Consider the following 19,931-nt stretch of genomic DNA (forward strand, 5'->3'; position numbering starts at 1 on the left):
CTACGTCGTTGCCCCCGCCGCCAGGTGTTCGCCGAAGAACGCGAAAACGCGGCGCCAGGCGTCCTCGGTGGCGGCCTCGTCGTAACCGAAGCCGGTGATCCGAAGCAGGCCCTGGGCGGGCAGCTCGTTGGCGAAGCTGTGCCCGGCACCGGGATAGACCTTCACATCGGCGGTGATGTTCTTGTCGGCGATCGTCTTGCGCAGCTTCTCGGGCGCACCCCGTCCCAGCGGGTCGCGGCCGCCCAAGCTGGCCACGATCGGGCACGCCCCGTCGAGCGTCTTGTCGAGGTTGCGGGGCAGGGGAGTGCTGTAGAACGGCGCGGCGGCGCCAAAACCCTTGGGCGACATCACCAGTGCGAATTGTCCGCCCATGCAGAAGCCCGCGATGCCGACCTGGCCGGAACATTCCGGCATGGCTTTCAGGTGATCGCGCGCGGCGAGGATGTCATCGAGGGCTCGGCCGCGTTGCGTCTGCAGCTCCTTCATGACCCTGGAGATGCAGCGGATCCGGCCGCCGCGCGCGTACATGTTCGGGGTGAGCGCCAGATAACCCGCCCGGGCGATGCGGTCGTTCGTCGACTGCTTGTCGCGGCCGTAGCCGAACGCGTCGTGGATCACCACGACGCCCGGCCACGGCCCCTGCCCCGGTGGCGTGCTCAGTAACGCATCGATCGGTCCGTCGGGGGTATCGATCTGAATCGTCGTCATAGCGTCATCTAACTGCAATCGCGGGGGACAGCACCACGGGAACTCGGGCGCGGTCCACAGACGTTGGCCTGACATGGTGTCGCGGCTGTTGCTGATTTATGCCGTCGTCGAACTCGCGGTGATCTTCGCGCTGGTGTCGACGATCGGATGGGGTTGGACCCTGCTGACGCTGTTGGCGACGTTCCTGCTCGGGTGGGGCATCGTCGCCCCGATGGCAGGGTCCCACCTCATCCGTCGGATCGGGCAATTGCGCTCCGGATTCGCCGGATCACGCAACGCGGCTGGCGACGGCGCGCTGGTCAGTGTGGCCGCGCTTCTTGTTCTCATTCCCGGGCTGGTCAGCACGGCGCTGGGGTTGTTGCTGCTCATTCCGCCGGTGCGGTCTGTGGCCGGCCCCGGGTTGGGCGCCATCGCGGTGCGCACGTTGCGGCGCCAGATGCCGGGAATCAGTTACGCGACCACTTTCCGCTCGAATCCGTATCCGGCGGCGTCTTACCCGGGTGACGCCCGCGGCCACGGCGACTACATCGACGGCGAGGTCATCGACGTCCAAGACGTCGGGCCGGTGCGAACCCAGCGCTTCGACGGGCGCTGAGCCGGCGAGGCAAACCGCATTTGCCCTTGCACGTAGCTTTGGGCTGTGACCAATGGTCCCGCTCCTCCTCAGGCCGTTTCACGGCCTGCATCGTCACGGCACGTGACCGATGGTCCCGCTCCTCCTCAGGCCGTTTCACGGCCTGCATCGTCACGGCACGTGACCAATGGCCCCGCTCCTCCTCAGGCCGTTTCACGGCCTGCATCGTCACGGCACGTGACCAATGGCCCCGCTCCTCCTCAGGCCGTTTCACGGCCTGCATCGTCACGGCACGTGACCGATGGTCCCCCTCCTCCTCAGGCCGTTTCACGGCCTGCATCGTCACGGCACGTGACCGATGGTCCCCCTCCTCCTCAGGCCGTTTCACGGCCTGCATCGTCACGGCACGTGACCAATGGCCCCGATAGTCCGGTGACCCTGCTCATCAACGGCCGGGTGCACAGTCCCGCTCACCCCGAAGCGACCGCGATGGCGGTCCGCGGCGGCGTCATCGCCTGGCTGGGCAGCGACGAGGTCGGCCGCACCATGTTCCCCGATGCCGACATCGAGGACGTCGACGGCGGTTTCGTGGCGCCGGGATTCGTCGACAGCCACATCCATCTGACCGCTACCGGACTAACCCTGAGCGGGCTGGACCTGCGGCGGGCCGGCTCGCGCGCGCAGTGCCTGCAGATGGTCGCCGACTACGCCGCCGCCCATCCGGGCGAACCGGTGTGGGGGCATGGGTGGGATGAAACGTCGTGGCCGGACAACACCCCGCCCGGCACCAGCGACCTCGACGCCGTCCTCGGCGACCGGCCGGCGTACCTGGCCCGCGTGGACGTGCACTCCGCGGCGGCCTCGACGGGCCTGCGACGGCTCGTCGACGAACTCCCGTCGGCGACCGGTTTCAGCGCGGAGCGCCCGCTTGCCGGCGACGCACACCATCTGGTGCGCGCCGTCGCCCGCGACCTGCTGACCGCCGAGCAGCTCGCCGAGGCCCGCGCCGCGGCACTGCGGGCCGCCGCGGCGGCCGGGATCGTCGCGGTGCACGAGTGCGCCGGACCCCAGATCGGCGGGATCGACGACTGGCTGCAACTGCGTGCCCTCGATCAGGGTGTCGAAGTGATCGGCTACTGGGGCGAGCCGGTGCGCACCCCCGCCCAGGCCCGGGAGCTGATGGACGCGACCGGGGCCCGCGGGCTGGCCGGTGACCTGTTCGTCGACGGAGCGCTCGGATCGCGCACCGCCTGGCTGCACGAGCCCTATGCCGACGCGCCGGACCGCACGGGCACCTCCTACCTGGACCCCGACGACGTGGAGGCCCACGTTCGGGCGTGCACTGAGGCCAAGATCACCGCCGGATTCCACGTCATCGGAGACGCCGCCGTCGCCACCGTGGTGGGCGCCTTCGAACGGGTCGCCGCGGACCTCGGGCCGGTCGCCGTCGCCCGCTGCGGCCACCGCCTCGAGCACGTCGAGATGATCAACGCCGAGCAGGCCGCCAAACTGGGCCAGTGGGGCGTCATCGCCAGCGTGCAGCCCAATTTCGATGCGCTCTGGGGCGGCGCCGACGGCATGTACGCCCGCCGGCTCGGCGCCGAGCGAGGCAGTCGGCTCAACCCGTTTGCGCTGTTAGCATCCCAAGGCGTGCCCCTCGCGCTAGGTTCCGACGCCCCGGTGACGGGTTTAGGCCCGTGGACGAGCGTGCGCGCGGCCGTCAACCATCGCACCGCGGGCAGCGCGGTCTCGGCGCGGGCCGCGTTTGCTGCCGCCACCCGCGGCGGCTGGCGGGCCGCCGGTGTGCGCGACGGCAAGGCGGGCACCCTGACGCCGGGCGCGCCGGCGTCGTACGCCATCTGGGATGCGGGGGCGCTGGAGGTGCACGCACCCCGCGACACCGTCCAGCGCTGGTCGACCGATCCGCGTTCCCGCGTGCCCGCGTTGCCGCGCTTGGGCCCGAACGATGCCCTACCGCGGTGCCGGCGAACGGTGCATCGGGGCGCTGTCATCCATGGCTAGGCATTCGTCGGGCGGCGACGAGCCCCCGGACCAAGGCGAGTCCCCGGACCCAACCGGTGGGACCGACCCGGTGGACGAGCACATTGACCCGATCAGCGACGAGGCCGAATCGGAGCGCGACGACGAACCCGCCGACGTTCACCCCGGGGAACCGGAACGGCCCGGCGAACACGCGAGGTTGACCCATCGACTGCGGACCGGGGCGCGCCGGACGGCGACCGGGCTGGTCGCCGCGGTGATCGCGAGGTTGCCCGCCGCCCAAGCCGCGATGCTGCCACGGCTGACCCGGTTGATCGGCGCCGTGGTGGCCGGCCTGCTGCTGTGCGCCAGCTTCCCGACGCTGAACTGGTGGTGGGGTGCCGTCGTCGCCGCGGCGTTGCTGGCGTGGGTGCTGACTCACCCCGCGACGACGCCGGGCGGCGGGCTGGGCTACGCGTTCCTCTTCGGCCTGGCCTTCTACCTGCCGCTGCTGCCGTGGGTCGGGCTCCTGGTCGGTTCCGTCCCGTGGCTTGCACTGGCGGCCGTATCGGCGCTGTTTCCCGCCGCCTTCGGTCTGTTCGCCGTCCTCGTTCGCCGGCTGCCCGGCTGGCCGATCTGGTTCGCGCTGCTGTGGGCGGCCCAGGAGTGGCTGAAGTCGGTTTTCCCGTTCGGCGGCTTCCCCTGGGGGTCGGTGGCCTTCGGCCAAACGCACGGCCCGTTCCTGCCGCTGGTTCAGCTCGGCGGCGTCGCGCTGCTGTCCATGGCGATCATGCTGGTGGGTTTCAGCGCGACCGCCATCGCGCTGGAGATCGTGAAGTGGTGGCGCTCGGGCCACCCGGCGCACGCCGCCGCAGACCAAGCCGAAAGTGAGCCGCCGCCGCCCGCGGTGGTGCTGCCCGGCATCTGCATCTGCCTGGTGCTGTTCGCGTCGGTCATGGTCTGGCCGCAGGTGCGGCACGCGGGCACCGGGTCGGGAGGTGAGCCGTCGGTGACCGTCGCGGCGGTGCAGGGCAACGTGCCGCGGCTGGGTTTCGAGTTCAACGAGCAGCGACGGGCGGTGCTGGACAACCACGTCCGCGAGACGCTGGCGCTGGCCGACGACGTGCGCGCCGGGGCCGCTCCGCAACCGCAATTCGTGATCTGGCCGGAAGATTCGTCGGACATCGACCCGCTGGTCAACCCGGATGCCGCGCTGGAGATATCGCAGGCCGCGGCGGCGATCGGCGCCCCGATCCTGATCGGCAGCGTGCTCGAAGTCCCCGGACGCCCCCCGGAGGATCCCCACTACACGAACACCATGATCGTGTGGAATCCGGCCACCGGCCCGGCCGAACGCCACGACAAGGAAATCGTGCAGCCGTTCGGCGAGTACCTGCCGATGCCGTGGCTGTTCAAGCATCTGTCGGGGTACGCGGGCCGCGCCGGAACCATGGTGCCCCGGCCCGGTAGCGACGTGGTCCACATGGCTGGGGTTCCGGTCGGGGTCGCGACGTGCTGGGAAGTGATCTTCGACCGCGTCCCCCGACACGCGGTCCTGGGCGGCGCCCAGCTACTGGCCGTGCCGGCCAACAACGCCACCTTCAACAAGAAGATGAGCGAACAGCAGCTGGCATTCGCCAAGGTCAGGGCAGTCGAGCACGACCGCTACGTGGTGGTCGCGGGCACCACGGGAATCAGCGCCGTGATCGCCCCCGACGGCGGCGAGTTGGCGCGTACCGACTTCTTCCAGCCCGCGTACCTGGACATGCCTGTGCGCCTCAAGACCAAGTTGACGCCGGCAACCCGCTGGGCGCCGTTGCTGCAGTGGGTCATCGTGGCAGCGGCCGGGGCGGTCATTTTGGCCGGGATACGGCACAATGGATGGTTCCCGCGTCGGATTCGTCTCAGGCCGAGGCCCTCGGGTCGATCGACACGTCCTTCCAAAACGGCCGGTACGACCCCGGGCACACACCCGCCCGACGAGCACGACTCAGACACCGCGCCCGACGAGGGCGGGGATCGCACGCCGGCAGACGACGGCGGGTGACGACACTCCGTCCCACCGGGGACGGCCGACATTCTTTCGATTTCGGGCGACACAGAGGAGCTACATGACCACCGGCCAGCCGGCGCCCCACGCCCCGGGCAATCGTCCCAGCCAGCGCGTCTTGGTGATCATCCCGACCTACAACGAGCTGGAGAACCTGCCGGTGATCCACCGGCGGCTCAAGGACGCGTGCCCGCACGTGCACCTGCTCATCGTGGACGACAGCAGCCCCGACGGCACCGGCCAGCTGGCCGAGGAGCTGGCCGCGGCCGACTCCGGTCGCACCCACGTCATGCACCGCACCGCCAAGGACGGCCTGGGCGCGGCGTACCTGGCGGGCTTCGCCTGGGGATTGGGCCGCGACTACTCGGTGCTCGTCGAGATGGACGCCGACGGCAGCCACGCGCCCGAACAGCTACACCGCCTGCTGGAGGCGGTCGACGACGGCGCCGATCTGGCCATCGGCTCGCGCTACGTCGACGGCGGGACGGTGCGCAACTGGCCGTGGCGGCGCTGGGCGCTGTCCTGGACCGCCAACACCTATGCGCGGCTGGCGCTGGGCATCGGGGTGCACGACATCACCGCCGGCTACCGCGCCTACCGCCGCGAGGTTCTCGAGGCCATCGACCTCGACGGCGTCGACTCCAAGGGCTACTGCTTCCAGATCGACCTGACCTGGCGGACCATCTGCAACGGCTTCACCATCGTCGAAGCGCCCATCACGTTCACCGAACGCGAACTCGGCGTGTCCAAGATGAGCGGTTCCAACATCCGCGAGGCCCTGGTCAAGGTGACCCGATGGGGTGTCCAGGGCCGCCGGTCGGGCGCGCGCGCCACCCGGGCCGACAACCGCACCTGAGCCGCGGGGTCAGCCCCGCCGACGGGTCTTGATGATCTCGAGGCGCTCCTTGAGCAGCTCTTCGAGTTCTTCCACCGAGCGGCGCTCCAGCAGCATGTCCCAGTGCGTGCGCGGCGGCTTGACCTTCTTCGGCTCGGGCAGATCACCCTCGATCAGGGTGCCTTCCAGGCCGTTGCGGCACAGCCAGGTGCCGGGGATTTCGGCGTCGTCGGCGAAGGGAACCTCGAACTCCTCGCCGTTCTCGGTGCGGTACTTCGCGAGCTGGCGCGGGGCCAGGTCGTGGTTGCGGTCGGTCTCGTAGCTCACGGCTCCGAGGCGACTGCCTCTCAGTACGCGATCGGCCATGGGTGCTACTCCTTTAAGTCGTATTCGGAGCCCTCCGGCTCCTGTAGTGCAATTCTCTCTCGACTAGCAACGCTGCGGCGATCTGCGCAGTTCCCGGCGGGGAGCCGGCATACGCGACGCGACCATCAATGATACCGGGATCGCAGGAGAATCCCGACTAAAGTCGGCAGGCGTGAGCCGCCGTACCCACCCGCAGCCCTGCCGCTGGTGCGGTCGAGACGTCACCGACGCGGGAATGGGCCGTCGCCGCCAGTATTGCCGGCAGTCGTGCCGGCAGCGGGCCTACGAGCAACGGGCCTCGTTGCACCGGCACGGCGCGGCGGCAGTGCCCGACGACGCGGTGGTGCTGTCGGCCGACGACGCGGCCGACCTCTCGGATCGCGTCTACCAAGTGCGGTGCGCCGCCGAGGACGTCGCCACCGCGCTCGAGGAGGGCGCCGGGGCCACCCAACTGCGCCAGTTGTGCGATGCGCTGATCCATGCCGCCCGGGCCGCCGACGGCTGGCGCCGAGCGGGTGTCTGACACTGCGCCTGACCACCGACGATGGCTCGCCGGGTACAGTCTCGCCATGGACCACGGGCCACGTCGACGGCGGACCGTTGTCCAGCGAGCTCACCGGGCTCTACGTGGCGCATCCCGCCGCAGCGGGGCGTCGCACCTGTCCAAGCCGGTCCTCCTGTAGCAGTCGGGAGTAGCGGACGTTTTGAAATCCAGTCGGAGTTGGCCATACTCACCAGCAACATTCTTGGGTCGGAGAGCAGCACGACGCTGGTCGAACGAAACACGGCGTCGCCTCGTGCAGCAAATCCCGTGAATCGGCGACAACCGCATCCGGCGGGACAAGACGCCAGGCATTAGGTGAGGGTTAGGGCGAGGTTTTAGTGATGGTGGACCAACTCCAGCATGCGACCGAAGCGCTGCGGAAAGCGCTGGTCCAGGTTGACCGCCTGAAGCGCACCAACCGCGCGCTACTGGAGCGGTCGAGCGAGCCGATCGCGATCGTCGGGATGTCGTGTCGCTTCCCCGGCGGCGTCGACAGCCCCGAGTCGCTGTGGCAAATGGTCGCCGACGGCCGCGACGTGATCTCGGACTTTCCCGCCGATCGTGGCTGGGACCTCGGGGCGCTGTATGACCCCGATCCCGACGCCCGCCACAAGTGCTACGTGAACACCGGGGGTTTCGTCGACGGCGTCGCGGACTTCGACCCGGCCTTCTTCGGCATCGCACCCAGCGAAGCCCTGGCCATGGATCCCCAGCACCGGATGCTGCTGGAGCTGTCGTGGGAAGCGTTGGAGCGGGCCGGGATTGACCCCAGCGGGCTGCGCGGCAGCGCCACCGGGGTGTTCGCGGGGCTCATCGTCCAGGGCTACGGCATGCTCGCCGAGGAGATCGAGGGCTACCGGCTGACCGGCATGACCTCCAGCGTCGCCTCGGGGCGGGTGTCGTATGTGCTGGGGTTGGAGGGCCCGGCGGTGTCGGTGGACACGGCGTGCTCGTCGTCGTTGGTGGCGTTGCACATGGCGGTGCAGTCGCTGCGCTCGGGGGAGTGCGACCTGGCGCTGGCCGGCGGCGCGACCGTCAACGCCACGCCGACGGTCTTCGTGGAATTCAGCCGGCACCGGGGATTGGCGCCCGACGGGCGATGCAAGGCGTACGCCGGTGCGGCCGACGGCGTCGGCTGGTCGGAGGGCGGGGCGATCCTGGTCGTCGAGCGCCTGTCGGATGCGCAGCGGTTGGGGCATCCGGTGTTGGCGGTGGTGCGGGGTTCGGCGGTCAATCAGGATGGGGCGTCTAACGGGTTGACGGCGCCTAATGGGCCGTCGCAGCAGCGGGTGGTGCGTGCGGCGTTGGCTAATGCGGGGTTGTCGGCGGCCGAGGTGGATGTCGTTGAGGGGCATGGGACCGGGACGACGTTGGGTGATCCGATCGAGGCGCAGGCGTTGTTGGCGACTTATGGGCAGGATCGTGGTGAGCCGCTGTGGTTGGGGTCGATTAAGTCGAACATGGGTCATACGCAGGCCGCCGCGGGTGTGGCCGGGGTGATCAAGATGGTGCAGGCGATGCGCCACGAAACGCTGCCCGCGACGTTGCATGTCGATGAGCCGAGCCCGCATGTGGATTGGTCGGCGGGGTTGGTGTCGTTGCTGACCGAGGCTCGGCCCTGGCGGGCGGATGGGCCGCGTCGGGCCGGGGTGTCGTCGTTCGGTATCAGCGGCACCAACGCGCACGTGATCATCGAGTCGGGCCCGGAGGCCCCGCAGCGGGAAGCCGGTCCGGCGCTACCTGTGGTCCCGTGGGCGTTGTCGGCGAAGTCGCCCACGGCGCTGGCGGCGCAGGCTGCGCGCCTGGCCGAACATCTGCGAGGCCACGATGAATTGGACGTCGCGGACGTGGGCTGGACGCTGGCCGGCCGCGCGATGTTCGAGCACCGGGCGGTGGTGGTCGGAGGCGACCGGGACCGGTTGCTGGCCGGGCTGGACGAGCTGGCCAACGACGACCCGGCCGGGACGGTTCTGCGCGGCACCGCGACGCCGCCGGGCAAGACCGTGTTCGTCTTCCCCGGCCAGGGTTCCCAATGGCTGGGCATGGGCGTCGAATTGCTGGATACCGCACCGGTTTTCGCGCGACAGATCCAGGCGTGCGAAGAGGCGTTCTCGGAATTCGTCGACTGGTCGCTGATCGACGTGCTGCGCGGCGCACCCGGCGCCCCGGGGATGGACCGCGTCGACGTGGTGCAGCCGGTGCTCTTCGCGGTGATGGTGTCGCTGGCCGAACTCTGGAAATCGGTCGGGGTCAGTCCGGATGCGGTGATCGGCCACTCGCAAGGCGAAATCGCCGCGGGCTACGTCGCCGGCGCCTTGTCGCTGCGCGACGCCGCCCGCGTGGTCACGCTGCGCAGCAAGCTGCTGCGATCGCTGGCCGGCCCCGGCGGCATGCTGTCGATCGCCTGCAGCACCGAGCGGGCGCGGGAGTTGTTGGCGCCCTACGGAAATCGGGTCAGCATCGCCGCGGTCAACGGCCGATCGGCCGTGGTGGTATCGGGCGATGTCGCCGCGCTCGACGAGCTCGTCGGCTTCTGCGCCGACCTCGAACTGAGGACCCGGCGGATCGACGTGGACTACGCCTCGCACTCGGTCGAGGTCGAGGCGATCCGCGATGACCTCGCCGAGGCACTGTCCGGTATCGAGGCGCGTTCCTCGCGCATCGCGTTCTTTTCCACGGTGACCGGAAACCGCTTGGACACAGCGGGATTGGACGCCGACTACTGGTACCGCAACATCCGACAGACCGTGCAGTTCGACCAGGCCGTGCGCAGCGCGAGCGAGCACGGATACCGGACGTTCATCGAGTCCAGCCCGCATCCGGCCCTGGTCGCCGGGATCGAGGACACCGCCAACCACCAGGCCGACCGCTACGCCGAGGTCTCCGAAGCGAAAGTCATTCCCACCCTGGGACGCGACGACGGCGGCCTCGACCGGTTCCTGACGTCGGCCGCCACCGCGTTCGTCGCGGGAGTGAGCGTGGGTTGGCGCGGCGCGCTGGGCGGCGCCGGCTTCGTCGAGCTGCCGACGTATGCCTTTGACCGACGGCGGTTTTGGCTGTCCGGCGAAGGCGTCGCGGCCGACGCCACGGGCCTGGGGCTGGGAACCAGCGAGCACCCGCTGCTGGGCGCGGTCGTCGAGCTGCCGGCCTCGGGCGGGGTGGTGCTCACGGGCCGCCTGTCGCCCAGCCAGCAGGGCTGGCTGACCGATCACGCCGTGTCCGGTGCGGTCGTGTTCCCCGGCGCCGGGTTCGTGGAGCTGGCGATTCGCGCCGGCGACGAAGTCGGGTGTTCGACGGTCGACGAACTGACCTTGCAGGCGCCGTTGATGTTGCCGGCCAAGGGTTCCGGGTCGGGATCGGTTGCCATCCAGGTGGTGGTAGGCCCCGCCGAGGAGTCCGGTCAGCGCGTCGTGTCGATCTACTCGCGCCCCGGCGCCGGTTCGGGCTGGGTGTGCCACGCCGAGGGAACGCTGAGCACCGGCTCGGTCGAGCCGGGCGCGGATCTGTCGGCATGGCCGCCGGCGGGCGCCGTCGCGGTCGACCCGGCGGACGGTTACGAGCAATTGGCCGCGCGCGGTTACGGTTACGGCCCGGCTTTCCGGGGCTTGACCGCGGCCTGGGTACGCGGCGACGAGGTATTCGCCGAGGTGCGGCTGCCCGACGCCGCCGGGGGCGTCACCGGGTTCGGCGTGCACCCGGCGCTGCTCGACGCGGCCATGCACGCGCTGGTCATCGGCCACCAAATGGCCGACCACACCGACGAAGTGGTGTTGCCGTTCTCCTGGCAGGGCGTGTCGTTGCATGCCGCGGGTGCGTCGGCGGTGCGCGCGCGCATCGCGCCGGCCGCCGCCAGCGCGGTGTCGATCGAGCTGGCCGACGGCCTGGGGTTGCCGGTGCTGTCCGTGCGCGCGATGGTGGCTCGCTCGGTGAGCGAGCGGCAGCTGCGCGCGGCGGTGTCGGCTTCGGGCCCGGACCGGCTCTTCGAGGTGGAGTGGGCGCCCGCGACCGCGTCCACCGGGGAGTTGCCAGCGCACGAGGTCTTCGAATCCTTTGCGGCCGAGGAGGATCCGGTCACCGGATCGTATCGCCGCACACATGAGGTTCTGGCCGCCGTGCAGTCGTGGCTGACCGAGCATGACGCCGGGGTCTTGGTCGTCGCGACGCGCGGCGCGATGGGACTGGCGGGGGAGGACGTACCCGATCTGGCGGGCGCGGCCGTGTGGGGGCTGGTGCGGGCGGCGCAAACCGAGCACCCCGGCCGGATCGTGCTGGTGGATTCCGATGCCCCGCTGGACGATAGCGCGGTAGCGACCGTTCTCGCGGTCGGCGAACCCCAGGTGCTGCTGCGCGACGGCAAGGCCCACACCGCGCGGGTGCGCGGCAGCCGCGCGGTCGACGGCATCATGACACCGCCCGAAGACCGACCGTGGCGGCTGGGCATCAGCAGCGCGGGCACCTTCGAAAACCTGCAACTCGAGCCGGTTCCCAACGCCGACGCTCCGCTGGAGCCGGGTCAGGTTCGCGTGGCCCTGCGCGCGATCGCCACTAACTTCCGCGACGTCATGATCACCCTGGGCATGTTCACCCATGAGGCGCTGCTCGGTGGCGAAGGCGCCGGGGTGGTGGTCGAGGTCGGGCCGGGAGTCACCGAATTCGCCGTCGGCGATTCGGTGTACGGGTTCTTCCCCGACGGCAGCGGCACCCTGGTACCCGGTGACGTCCGCCTGTTGCAGCGCAAGCCCGCCGACTGGTCCTACGCCGACGCCGCCGGCATTTCCGCTGTCTTCACCACCGCGTACATGGCGTTCATCCACCTGGCCGAGGTCAAGCTCGGGCAGCGGGTGCTGGTGCATGCCGCCGCCGGTGGGGTCGGGATGGCGGCCGTCCAGCTCGCCCGGTACTTGGGCCTGGAGGTGTTCGCCACCGCGAGCCGAGGCAAGTGGGACACCTTGCGGGCCATGGGCTTCGACGACGACCACATCTCGGATTCCCGCAGCCTCGAGTTCGAGGACAAGTTCCGCTCGGTCACCGGCGGGGCCGGCATGGACGTGGTGCTGGACTCGCTCGCCGGGGAATTCGTCGACGCCTCCCTGCGCCTGGTCGCTCCCGGCGGCATGTTCCTGGAAATGGGCAAGACCGACATCCGCGATCCGGGCGTGGTGGCCCAGGAGTACCCGGGCGTCCGCTATCGCGCCTTCGACCTGTTCGAGCCCGGACGTCCCCGGATGCACCAGTGGATGATCGAGCTCGCCGGACTGTTCGACGCCGGGGTCCTGAAACCGTTGCCGGTGACGACGTTTGACATCCGCCGCGGTCGCGCGGCGTTGCGCTATTTGAGCCAGGCCCGTCACATCGGCAAGGTCGTCATGACTGTGCCTACCGGACCGGGTGTCGGCCTGGCCTCGGGCACGGTGCTGATCACCGGCGGGACCGGCATGGCGGGCTCCACGTTGGCTCGTCACCTGGTGGCGCACCACGGCGTCGAAGACCTGGCGTTGCTGAGCCGGCGGGGACCGGACGCGCCGGGAGCCGCCGAGCTGATCGCCGAGGTGGAAGCGGCAGGCGCCCGGGTGCGAGTGATCGCCTGCGACGCAGCCGACCGGACGGCGCTGGCCGCGGTGATCACCGAACTGTCGGCGCAGCGGCCGTTGTCCGGCGTGATCCACGCGGCCGGCGTGCTCGACGACGCGATGGTCACCTCGCTGACGCCCGAACGGGTCGACGCGGTGCTGCGGGCCAAAATCGACGCGGCTTTCAACCTGCACGAACTGACCCGCGACCTGAATCTGTCGGCGTTCGTGATGTTTTCGTCGATGGCCGGACTGGTGGGCTCGTCGGGCCAGGGCAACTACGGCGCCGCGAACTCGTTCCTCGACGGGCTGGCGGCACATCGGCGCGCGCAGGGGCTGTCGGCGATCTCGCTGGGCTGGGGCCTGTGGGACCAGGCCAGCGCCATGACCGGCAGTCTCGACGCCGCCGACCTCGCCCGGCTGGGCCGCGACGGAATCTTGGCGTTGTCCTCGGACGAGGCGATGGAACTGTTCGACACGGCATTGATCGTCGACGAACCCTTCCTGGCGCCCGCCCGCATCGATCTCGGCGCGCTGCGCGCCCATGCGGTCGCGGTGCCACCGATGTTCGCCGACCTGGTCAACGCGCCCACGCGGCGCCGGGTCGACGACTCGCTCGCGGCCGCGAAGTCCAAATCGGCTCTGGCGCATCGCCTGGATGGCCTCTCCGAGGCCGAGCAGCACGCCGTGCTGCTGGACCTGGTGCGTTCGCATATCGCCACCGTGCTGGGCAACACCTCCGCCGAGGCGATCGACCCGGACAAGGCGTTCCAGGAGTTGGGCTTTGACTCGCTGACCGCGGTCGAAATGCGGAACCGCCTCAAAACCGCGACGGGACTGGCGCTTTCGCCCACACTGATCTTCGACTACCCGACACCCAACGGCCTGGCCGGCTACATCCGCACCGAGCTCGCCGGGGCCCCGCAGGAGATCAAGCACGCCCCGGTCGCGCGCGCCACCCAGGACGATCCGATCGTGATCGTCGGCATGGCGTGCCGGTATCCGGGCGGGGTGAATTCCCCCGAGGATCTGTGGCAGATGCTCACCGAGGGCCGCGATGTGCTCTCCGAATTCCCGACCGACCGCGGCTGGGATCTGGCCGGCGTGTACAACCCGGATCCCGACGTCCCGGGCACCTGCTACACCCGCACCGGGGGTTTCGTCGACGGCGTCGCGGACTTCGACCCGGCCTTCTTCGGCATCGCGCCGAGCGAGGCACTCGCGATGGACCCGCAGCAACGCATTTTCCTCGAGCTCTCCTGGGAAGCCTTGGAGCGGGCGGGGATTGAACCCGGCGCGCTGCGCGGCAGCGCCACCGGCATGTTCGCCGGCGTGTACACGCAGGGCTACGGCATGCACGCCGCGCCCACCGCGGAGGGCTTCCGGCTGACCGGTCAGTCCTCGAGTGTCGCGTCCGGCCGCGTGTCGTATGTGCTGGGGTTGGAGGGCCCGGCGGTGTCGGTGGACACGGCGTGCTCGTCGTCGTTGGTGGCGTTGCACATGGCGGTGCAGTCGCTGCGCTCGGGGGAGTGCGACCTGGCGCTGGCCGGCGGCGTCACGGTCAACGCCACGCCCGACATCTTCGTCGAGTTCAGCCGGATGCGCGGATTGTCCGTGGACGGCCGATGCAAGGCCTATGCGGGCGCGGCCGACGGCACCGGATTCTCCGAGGGCGGCGGCATGCTCGTGGTGGAGCGGTTGTCGGATGCGCAGCGGTTGGGGCATCCGGTGTTGGCGGTGGTGCGGGGTTCGGCGGTCAATCAGGATGGGGCGTCTAACGGGTTGACGGCGCCTAATGGGCCGTCGCAGCAGCGGGTGGTGCGTGCGGCGTTGGCTAATGCGGGGTTGTCGGCGGCCGAGGTGGATGTCGTTGAGGGGCATGGGACCGGGACGACGTTGGGTGATCCGATCGAGGCGCAGGCGTTGTTGGCGACTTATGGGCAGGATCGTGGTGAGCCGCTGTGGTTGGGGTCGATTAAGTCGAACATGGGTCATACGCAGGCCGCCGCGGGTGTGGCGGGTGTGATCAAGATGGTGCAGGCGATGCGCCACGAAACGCTGCCCGCGACGTTGCATGTCGATGAGCCGAGCCCGCATGTGGATTGGTCGGCGGGGTTGGTGTCGTTGCTGACCGAGGCTCGGCCCTGGCGGGCGGAGCGTCCGCGTCGGGCCGGGGTGTCGTCGTTCGGTATCAGCGGCACCAACGCGCACGTGATCATCGAGGCCGTCCCATCTGAGACCTCCCCGAGCGCCGTTCAGGTGACCGAGCGCCCCGAGGTGTTTGTCCTGCCGTGGATGGTGTCGGCGAAATCGCCGTCGGCGTTGAGGTCTCAGGCCGCCCGGCTGGCGACCCATCTGCGCGCCCACCCGGATCTCGACGTCGCCGATGTGGGCTGGACGCTGGCGGGCCGATCGAGGTTCGAACAGCGTGCCGTCATCGTCGGCGACGACCGCGACGGCCTGCTGGCCGGGCTGGACGAGTTGGCCGCAGACGAGCTGGCGCCCTCGATCATTCGCGGTACGGCAACACCCGGCGGCAAGACCGTCTTCGTCTTTCCCGGCCAGGGCTCCCAGCTGCTCGGCATGGGTAGGGGATTGCACGGCGCGTACCCGATTTTCGCCGAGGCCTTCGACGCGGTCCTGGCCGAACTGGATCAGCACCTGCTGCGCCCTCTGCGCGACGTCATGTGGGGCAACGACGAAAGCCTTTTGAACACCACCGAATTCGCTCAGCCGGCGCTGTTCGCGGTCGAAGTCGCGTTGTTCCGGCTGCTCGAATCCTGGGGCATACACCCTGACTTCGTGATGGGCCACTCGATCGGCGAGCTGTCCGCCGCGCACGCCGCCGGTGTTCTGTCGCTGAAGAACGCCGCCGTCCTCGTGGCCGCCCGGGGTCGATTCATGCAGGCGCTGCCTGCGGGCGGGGCGATGGTCGCCGTGCAGGCCACCGAAGACGAGGTACGGCCGCTGCTGGTTCCTGAGGCGGGCATCGCGGCCGTCAACGGTCCTGCCTCCGTGGTGATTTCGGGAACTGAAGACGCGGTGACCGCGATCGCGGACCGGCTCCGCGCCGACGGTCGGCGCGTCCACCAACTCGCTGTCTCGCATGCGTTCCACTCCCCGTTGATGGACGCCATGATCGACGAATTCGGCACCGTGGCCGCGGGCCTGACCATCGGCACGCCGACCATCCCGATCATCTCCAACGTGACCGGCGATCTGGCCACCGATGACTTCGGAACGGCGGCGTACTGGAAGCGGCACGTCCGCGAGGCGGTGCGATTCGCCGACAGTGTGCGTTTCGCCCATTCGGCCGGCGGCAACCGATTCCTCGAGGTCGGTCCGAGCAGCGGCCTGACGGCGTCGATCGAAGAAACACTGGCCGAAAACCCGGTGACGACGATGTCCGCACTGCGCAAGGACCGGCCGGAGCCGGTGGCCCTGGTCAACGCCGTCGCGCACGGGTTCGTCGCCGGGATGGCGGTGGACTGGCGCGCAGCAATCGGCACGGCGAATCTCGTCGATTTGCCCACGTATGCCTTTGACCGCCGGCGCTTTTGGCTCTTGCGCGACGACGCCCCGGCGGACGCTGCGGGCCTGGGCCTGGCCCCCGGCGAACACGCCCTGCTGGGCGCCGTGGTCGAACTGCCGGCGTCGGGCGGGGTGGTGTTGACCGGCCGGTTGTCCCCGGGCACGCAAGGCTGGCTGGCCGATCACGCCGTCGGCGGTGTCGTGCTGTTCCCGGGAGCGGGATTCGTCGAGTTGGCCATCCGCGCCGGCGACGAGGTGGGCTGCGGAATCGTCGACGAGTTGAATCTGGCGGCGCCGCTGGTGTTGCCGGCCGGCGGTTCGGTTGCGGTTCAGGTCGTGGTCGGCGGCCCGGACGATTCAGGCGCGCGTGCGGTGTCGGTGTTCTCGCGGACCGACGGGGGCTCGGGTTGGTCGTTGCACGCCGAAGGCGTTTTGCGCGCGGGATCGGTGCAACCGAGCGCGGATCTGTCCGTGTGGCCGCCGGTGGGTGCGGTCTCGTTGGATGTCGGCGACGGGTATGAGCAGCTGGCCGAGCGTGGTTACGGGTACGGCCCCGCGTTCCGTGGCTTGACGTCGATGTGGCGTCGTGGCGACGAAATCTTCGCCGAAGTGAACCTGCCCGCCGACGCCGGGGTGTCGGTGACCGGGTTCGGGGTCCACCCGGTGATGCTCGACGCGGCGTTGCACGCGGTCATCTTGGCGTCCGAGGATGACGAGCTCGCGCAGGGCTCGATACTGGTGCCGTTCTCCTGGCAGCAGGTGTCGTTGCACGCCGCGGGGGCGGCGGCGGTGCGCGCGCGGATCATGCCGGTGAGCCCCTCGGCGGTGTCGATCGAACTGGCCGATGGCTTGGGGCTGCCGGTGCTCTCGGTGGCATCGATGGTGGCGCGTCCGGTGACCGATCAGCAGCTCCTGGCCGCGGTGTCGAATTCGGGGCCGGATCGCCTCTTCGAGCTGATCTGGTCCGCCCAGCCGTCATCGACGGTGCCATCGGTGTCGGTCAGTGCCTGGGGCGCACCGGATTCCGTCGAATCGGTTGACGACGGGGCCGAGCGATCGGTGGTGCTGTTCGAATCGCAGCCGGTCTCCGGCGACGTGGTCACCGAGGTGTACGCGGCGACGCGGGCCGTGCTGCCGGTGCTGCAGTCCTGGCTGTCTCGCGACGCCGCCGCAACGCTGGTGGTGGCGACCCGGGGCGCGATGACGCTGCCGGGTGAGGACGTCACCGATTTGGCCGGCGCGGCGGTGTGGGGCCTGGTGCGGTCGGCGCAGACCGAACACCCCGGCCGGATCGTGCTCGTCGACACCGATGCGCCACTGGATTCCGACGCGATCGCCTCCGTGTTGGCGGTCGGCGAGCCGCAGGCGTTGCTGCGCAACGGGATGGTCTACACCGCACGGGTGCTCGGCAGCCGGGCGGTCGGCAGCCTGCTGACGCCGCCCGAGGAGGGGCCGTGGCGGCTGGGCATGAGCAGCTACGGCACGATCGAAAACCTGCGGATAGAGCGGATTCCCGACGCCGACGCGCCCTTGGGGCCCGGCCAGGTGCGGGTGGCGCTGTCGGCCATCGCCGCCAACTTCCGTGACGTCATGATCGCATTGGGCCTGTATCCCGATCCGGACGCGATCATGGGCATCGAGGCCGCCGGCGTGATCACCGAAACCGGCTCGCAGAATGGGCGTTTCGCGGTAGGCGACCGCGTCATGGGGCTTTTCCCGGACGGCACCGGGACGATCGCCAAGACCGACGAGCGACTGCTCGTCAAGGTGCCGGCGGGATGGTCACACACCGCCGCCGCGACGGCTTCGGTGGTGTTCGCCACGGCGCGCTACGCCCTGGTGGACCTGGCCACCGCCCAGCCCGGTCAGCGGGTGCTGGTGCACGCCGCCGCCGGCGGGGTGGGAATGGCCGCGGTCCAGCTGGCCCGCCAGATCGGACTGGAGGTGTTCGCGACCGCCAGCCGCGGCAAGTGGGACACCTTGCGGGCCATGGGTTTTGACGACGATCACATCGGTGATTCGCGCAGCCTCGAGTTCGAGGACAAGTTCCGGGCCGTCACCGGCGGGCGCGGGATGGACATCGTGCTCGACTCGCTGTCCGGCGATTTCGTGGACGCCTCCCTGCGCCTGGTCGCGCCCGGCGGGGTGTTCTTGGAGATGGGCAAGACCGACATCCGCGATCCCCAGGTCGTCGCCCGGGACCACTCCGGTGTGCGCTACCGCGCTTTCGACCTCTTCGAAGCCGGACCGGACCGCATTGCGCAGATGCTCGACGAGCTGGCCGCCATGTTCGCCGAGGACGTGCTGAGGCCGCTGCCGGTGACCAGATTCGACGTGCGCCGCGCGCCCGCCGCGCTGCGCTACCTGAGCCAGGCCCGCCATGTCGGCAAGGTTGTCATGACCATGCCCGACGCGTGGACGTCGGGCACGGTGTTGATCACCGGCGCCACCGGGATGGCCGGTTCGGCGGTCGCGCGACACGTCGTGACCCGCCACGGCGCGCGCAACGTCGTGTTGGTCAGCCGCCGCGGTCTTGACGCGCCGGGTGCTGCCGAGCTGGTGGCCGAGCTGAGCGCGGCCGGCGCGCACGCGGAGACGGTGGCCTGCGACGCCGCCGACCGCGAGGCATTGGCCAAGGTGATCGCCGACATCCCGATGCAGCGCCCGCTGACCGGCGTGATCCATGCCGCCGGCGTGCTGGACGACGCGGTGGTGACGTCGCTGAGTCCCGAGCGGATGAATGCCGTGCTGCGGTCCAAGGTCGATGCGGCGTGGAACTTGCACGAGTTGACGCGCGACCTGGATGTGTCGGCGTTCGTGATGTTTTCGTCGATCGCCGGGCTGGCGGGCGCCTCCGGTCAGGCCAACTACGCCGCCGGCAACTCGTTCCTGGACGGGTTGGCCGCGCATCGACGCGCCCACGGGCTGCCGGCGATCTCGCTGGGCTGGGGGCTGTGGGATCAGGCCAGCGCCATGACCGGCGGGCTGGGCGCCGCCGATCTCGCCCGATTTGGCCGGGACGGGATCGTCGCGATGTCCTCGGACCAGGCGCTGGAGCTGATGGACACCGCGCTCATCGTCGACGAGCCGTTCATGCTGCCCGCCCACATCGACCTCGCGGCGCTGCGCGTCAAGTTCGACTCGGGCACATTGCCGCCGATGTTCGTCGACCTGATCAACGCCCCAACCCGGCGTCAGGTCGACGACTCGCTGGCCGCCGCCAAGTCGAAATCTGCCCTGCTGCAACGCCTCGAAGGGCTACCCGAGGACGAGCAGCAGGCGATCCTGCTGGATTTGGTGCGTTCCCACATCGCCACCGTGCTCGGCAGCTCCAGCCCGGAGGCGATCCACCCGGACCGGGCGTTCCAGGAGCTCGGCTTCGACTCCCTGACCGCAGTCGAGATGCGCAACCGGCTCAAAGCCGCGACCGGACTGCCGCTTTCACCGACGCTCATCTTCGACTACCCGAATTCCGCGGCGCTGGCCGGCTACATGCATCGAGAACTCCTCGGGGCGTCGGAACACACCGCGGCGGCCGCGGCGCCGGGCGAAGCCGAGATCCAGCGTGTTGTCGGGTCCATTCCGGTCAAGCGCCTCCGGCAGGCCGGCGTGTTGGAGCTGCTGCTGGCGCTGGCCGACGAATCGAGTGGCGGTGGGCCGTCCGCGGCGCCGGTGACCACGGAGAAGGACATCGCCGACATGGACCTCGATGATCTGGTCAACGCGGCGCTGTTGGACGACGACGACTAGCCACCATGACCACCAAAGGCATT

At 69.9% G+C, this 19,931-nt stretch carries 6 protein-coding genes and 1 pseudogene; 5 read left to right on the forward strand and 2 right to left on the reverse strand.

Annotation, left to right across the window (positions count from 1 at the left end; translation table 11 throughout):
- The gene (locus tag AC0KS4_RS09670) at nucleotides 1-708 is read right to left on the reverse strand and encodes a dienelactone hydrolase family protein (RefSeq protein WP_225326827.1); all 708 of its coding nucleotides are present in this window, start codon (nucleotides 706-708) and stop codon (nucleotides 1-3) included.
- 73 nt (nucleotides 709-781) lie between these two features.
- Here AC0KS4_RS09670 and AC0KS4_RS09675 point away from each other — a divergent pair, with 73 nt between their 5' ends.
- The 3 genes and pseudogenes from AC0KS4_RS09675 to lnt all read left to right on the forward strand — a co-directional run bounded on the left by AC0KS4_RS09675 (nucleotide 782) and on the right by lnt (nucleotide 6,168).
- Nucleotides 782-1,303, forward strand: coding sequence for an FxsA family protein (locus AC0KS4_RS09675; RefSeq protein ID WP_238957956.1), 522 nt, complete (start codon nucleotides 782-784; stop codon nucleotides 1,301-1,303).
- Nucleotides 1,304-1,771: 468 nt separating this feature from the next.
- Entirely contained in the window at nucleotides 1,772-3,304 is a 1,533-nt protein-coding gene (locus AC0KS4_RS09680) for an amidohydrolase (protein ID WP_238958049.1), read from the forward strand.
- Between the two features lie 268 nt (nucleotides 3,305-3,572).
- Nucleotides 3,573-6,168, forward strand: a pseudogene (lnt, locus tag AC0KS4_RS09685) (apolipoprotein N-acyltransferase).
- 9 nt (nucleotides 6,169-6,177) lie between these two features.
- Here the strand turns inward: lnt and AC0KS4_RS09690 are convergent.
- Nucleotides 6,178-6,513: an RNA polymerase-binding protein RbpA gene (locus tag AC0KS4_RS09690; RefSeq protein ID WP_007770897.1), complete on the reverse strand. Its 336-nt coding sequence runs from the start codon at nucleotides 6,511-6,513 to the stop codon at nucleotides 6,178-6,180.
- Nucleotides 6,514-6,685: 172 nt separating this feature from the next.
- Between AC0KS4_RS09690 and AC0KS4_RS09695 the strand changes: the two genes are divergently transcribed.
- Together AC0KS4_RS09695 and AC0KS4_RS09700 are read left to right on the forward strand one after the other, a co-directional pair.
- Entirely contained in the window at nucleotides 6,686-7,036 is a 351-nt protein-coding gene (locus tag AC0KS4_RS09695) for a hypothetical protein (RefSeq protein WP_238957957.1), read from the forward strand.
- 362 nt (nucleotides 7,037-7,398) lie between these two features.
- A complete protein-coding gene (locus AC0KS4_RS09700) occupies nucleotides 7,399-19,908 on the forward strand; it encodes a type I polyketide synthase (RefSeq protein WP_238957958.1) in 12,510 nt (4,169 codons plus the stop codon).
- Nucleotides 19,909-19,931: the final 23 nt, after the last annotated feature.

This window comes from Mycobacterium sp. NTMscope_MAC_12, from assembly GCF_976985675.1.

What these genes read in the sequence shown, in the direction of transcription:
- AC0KS4_RS09700 (WP_238957958.1), top strand. Translation starts at nt 7,399, where the DNA reads ATGGTGGACCAACTCCAGCATGCGACCGAAGCGCTGCGGAAAGCGCTG.
- AC0KS4_RS09690 (WP_007770897.1), bottom strand. Translation starts at nt 6,513, where the DNA reads ATGGCCGATCGCGTACTGAGAGGCAGTCGCCTCGGAGCCGTGAGCTAC.
- AC0KS4_RS09675 (WP_238957956.1), top strand. Translation starts at nt 782, where the DNA reads ATGGTGTCGCGGCTGTTGCTGATTTATGCCGTCGTCGAACTCGCGGTG.
- AC0KS4_RS09670 (WP_225326827.1), bottom strand. Translation starts at nt 708, where the DNA reads ATGACGACGATTCAGATCGATACCCCCGACGGACCGATCGATGCGTTA.
- AC0KS4_RS09680 (WP_238958049.1), top strand. Translation starts at nt 1,772, where the DNA reads ATGGCGGTCCGCGGCGGCGTCATCGCCTGGCTGGGCAGCGACGAGGTC.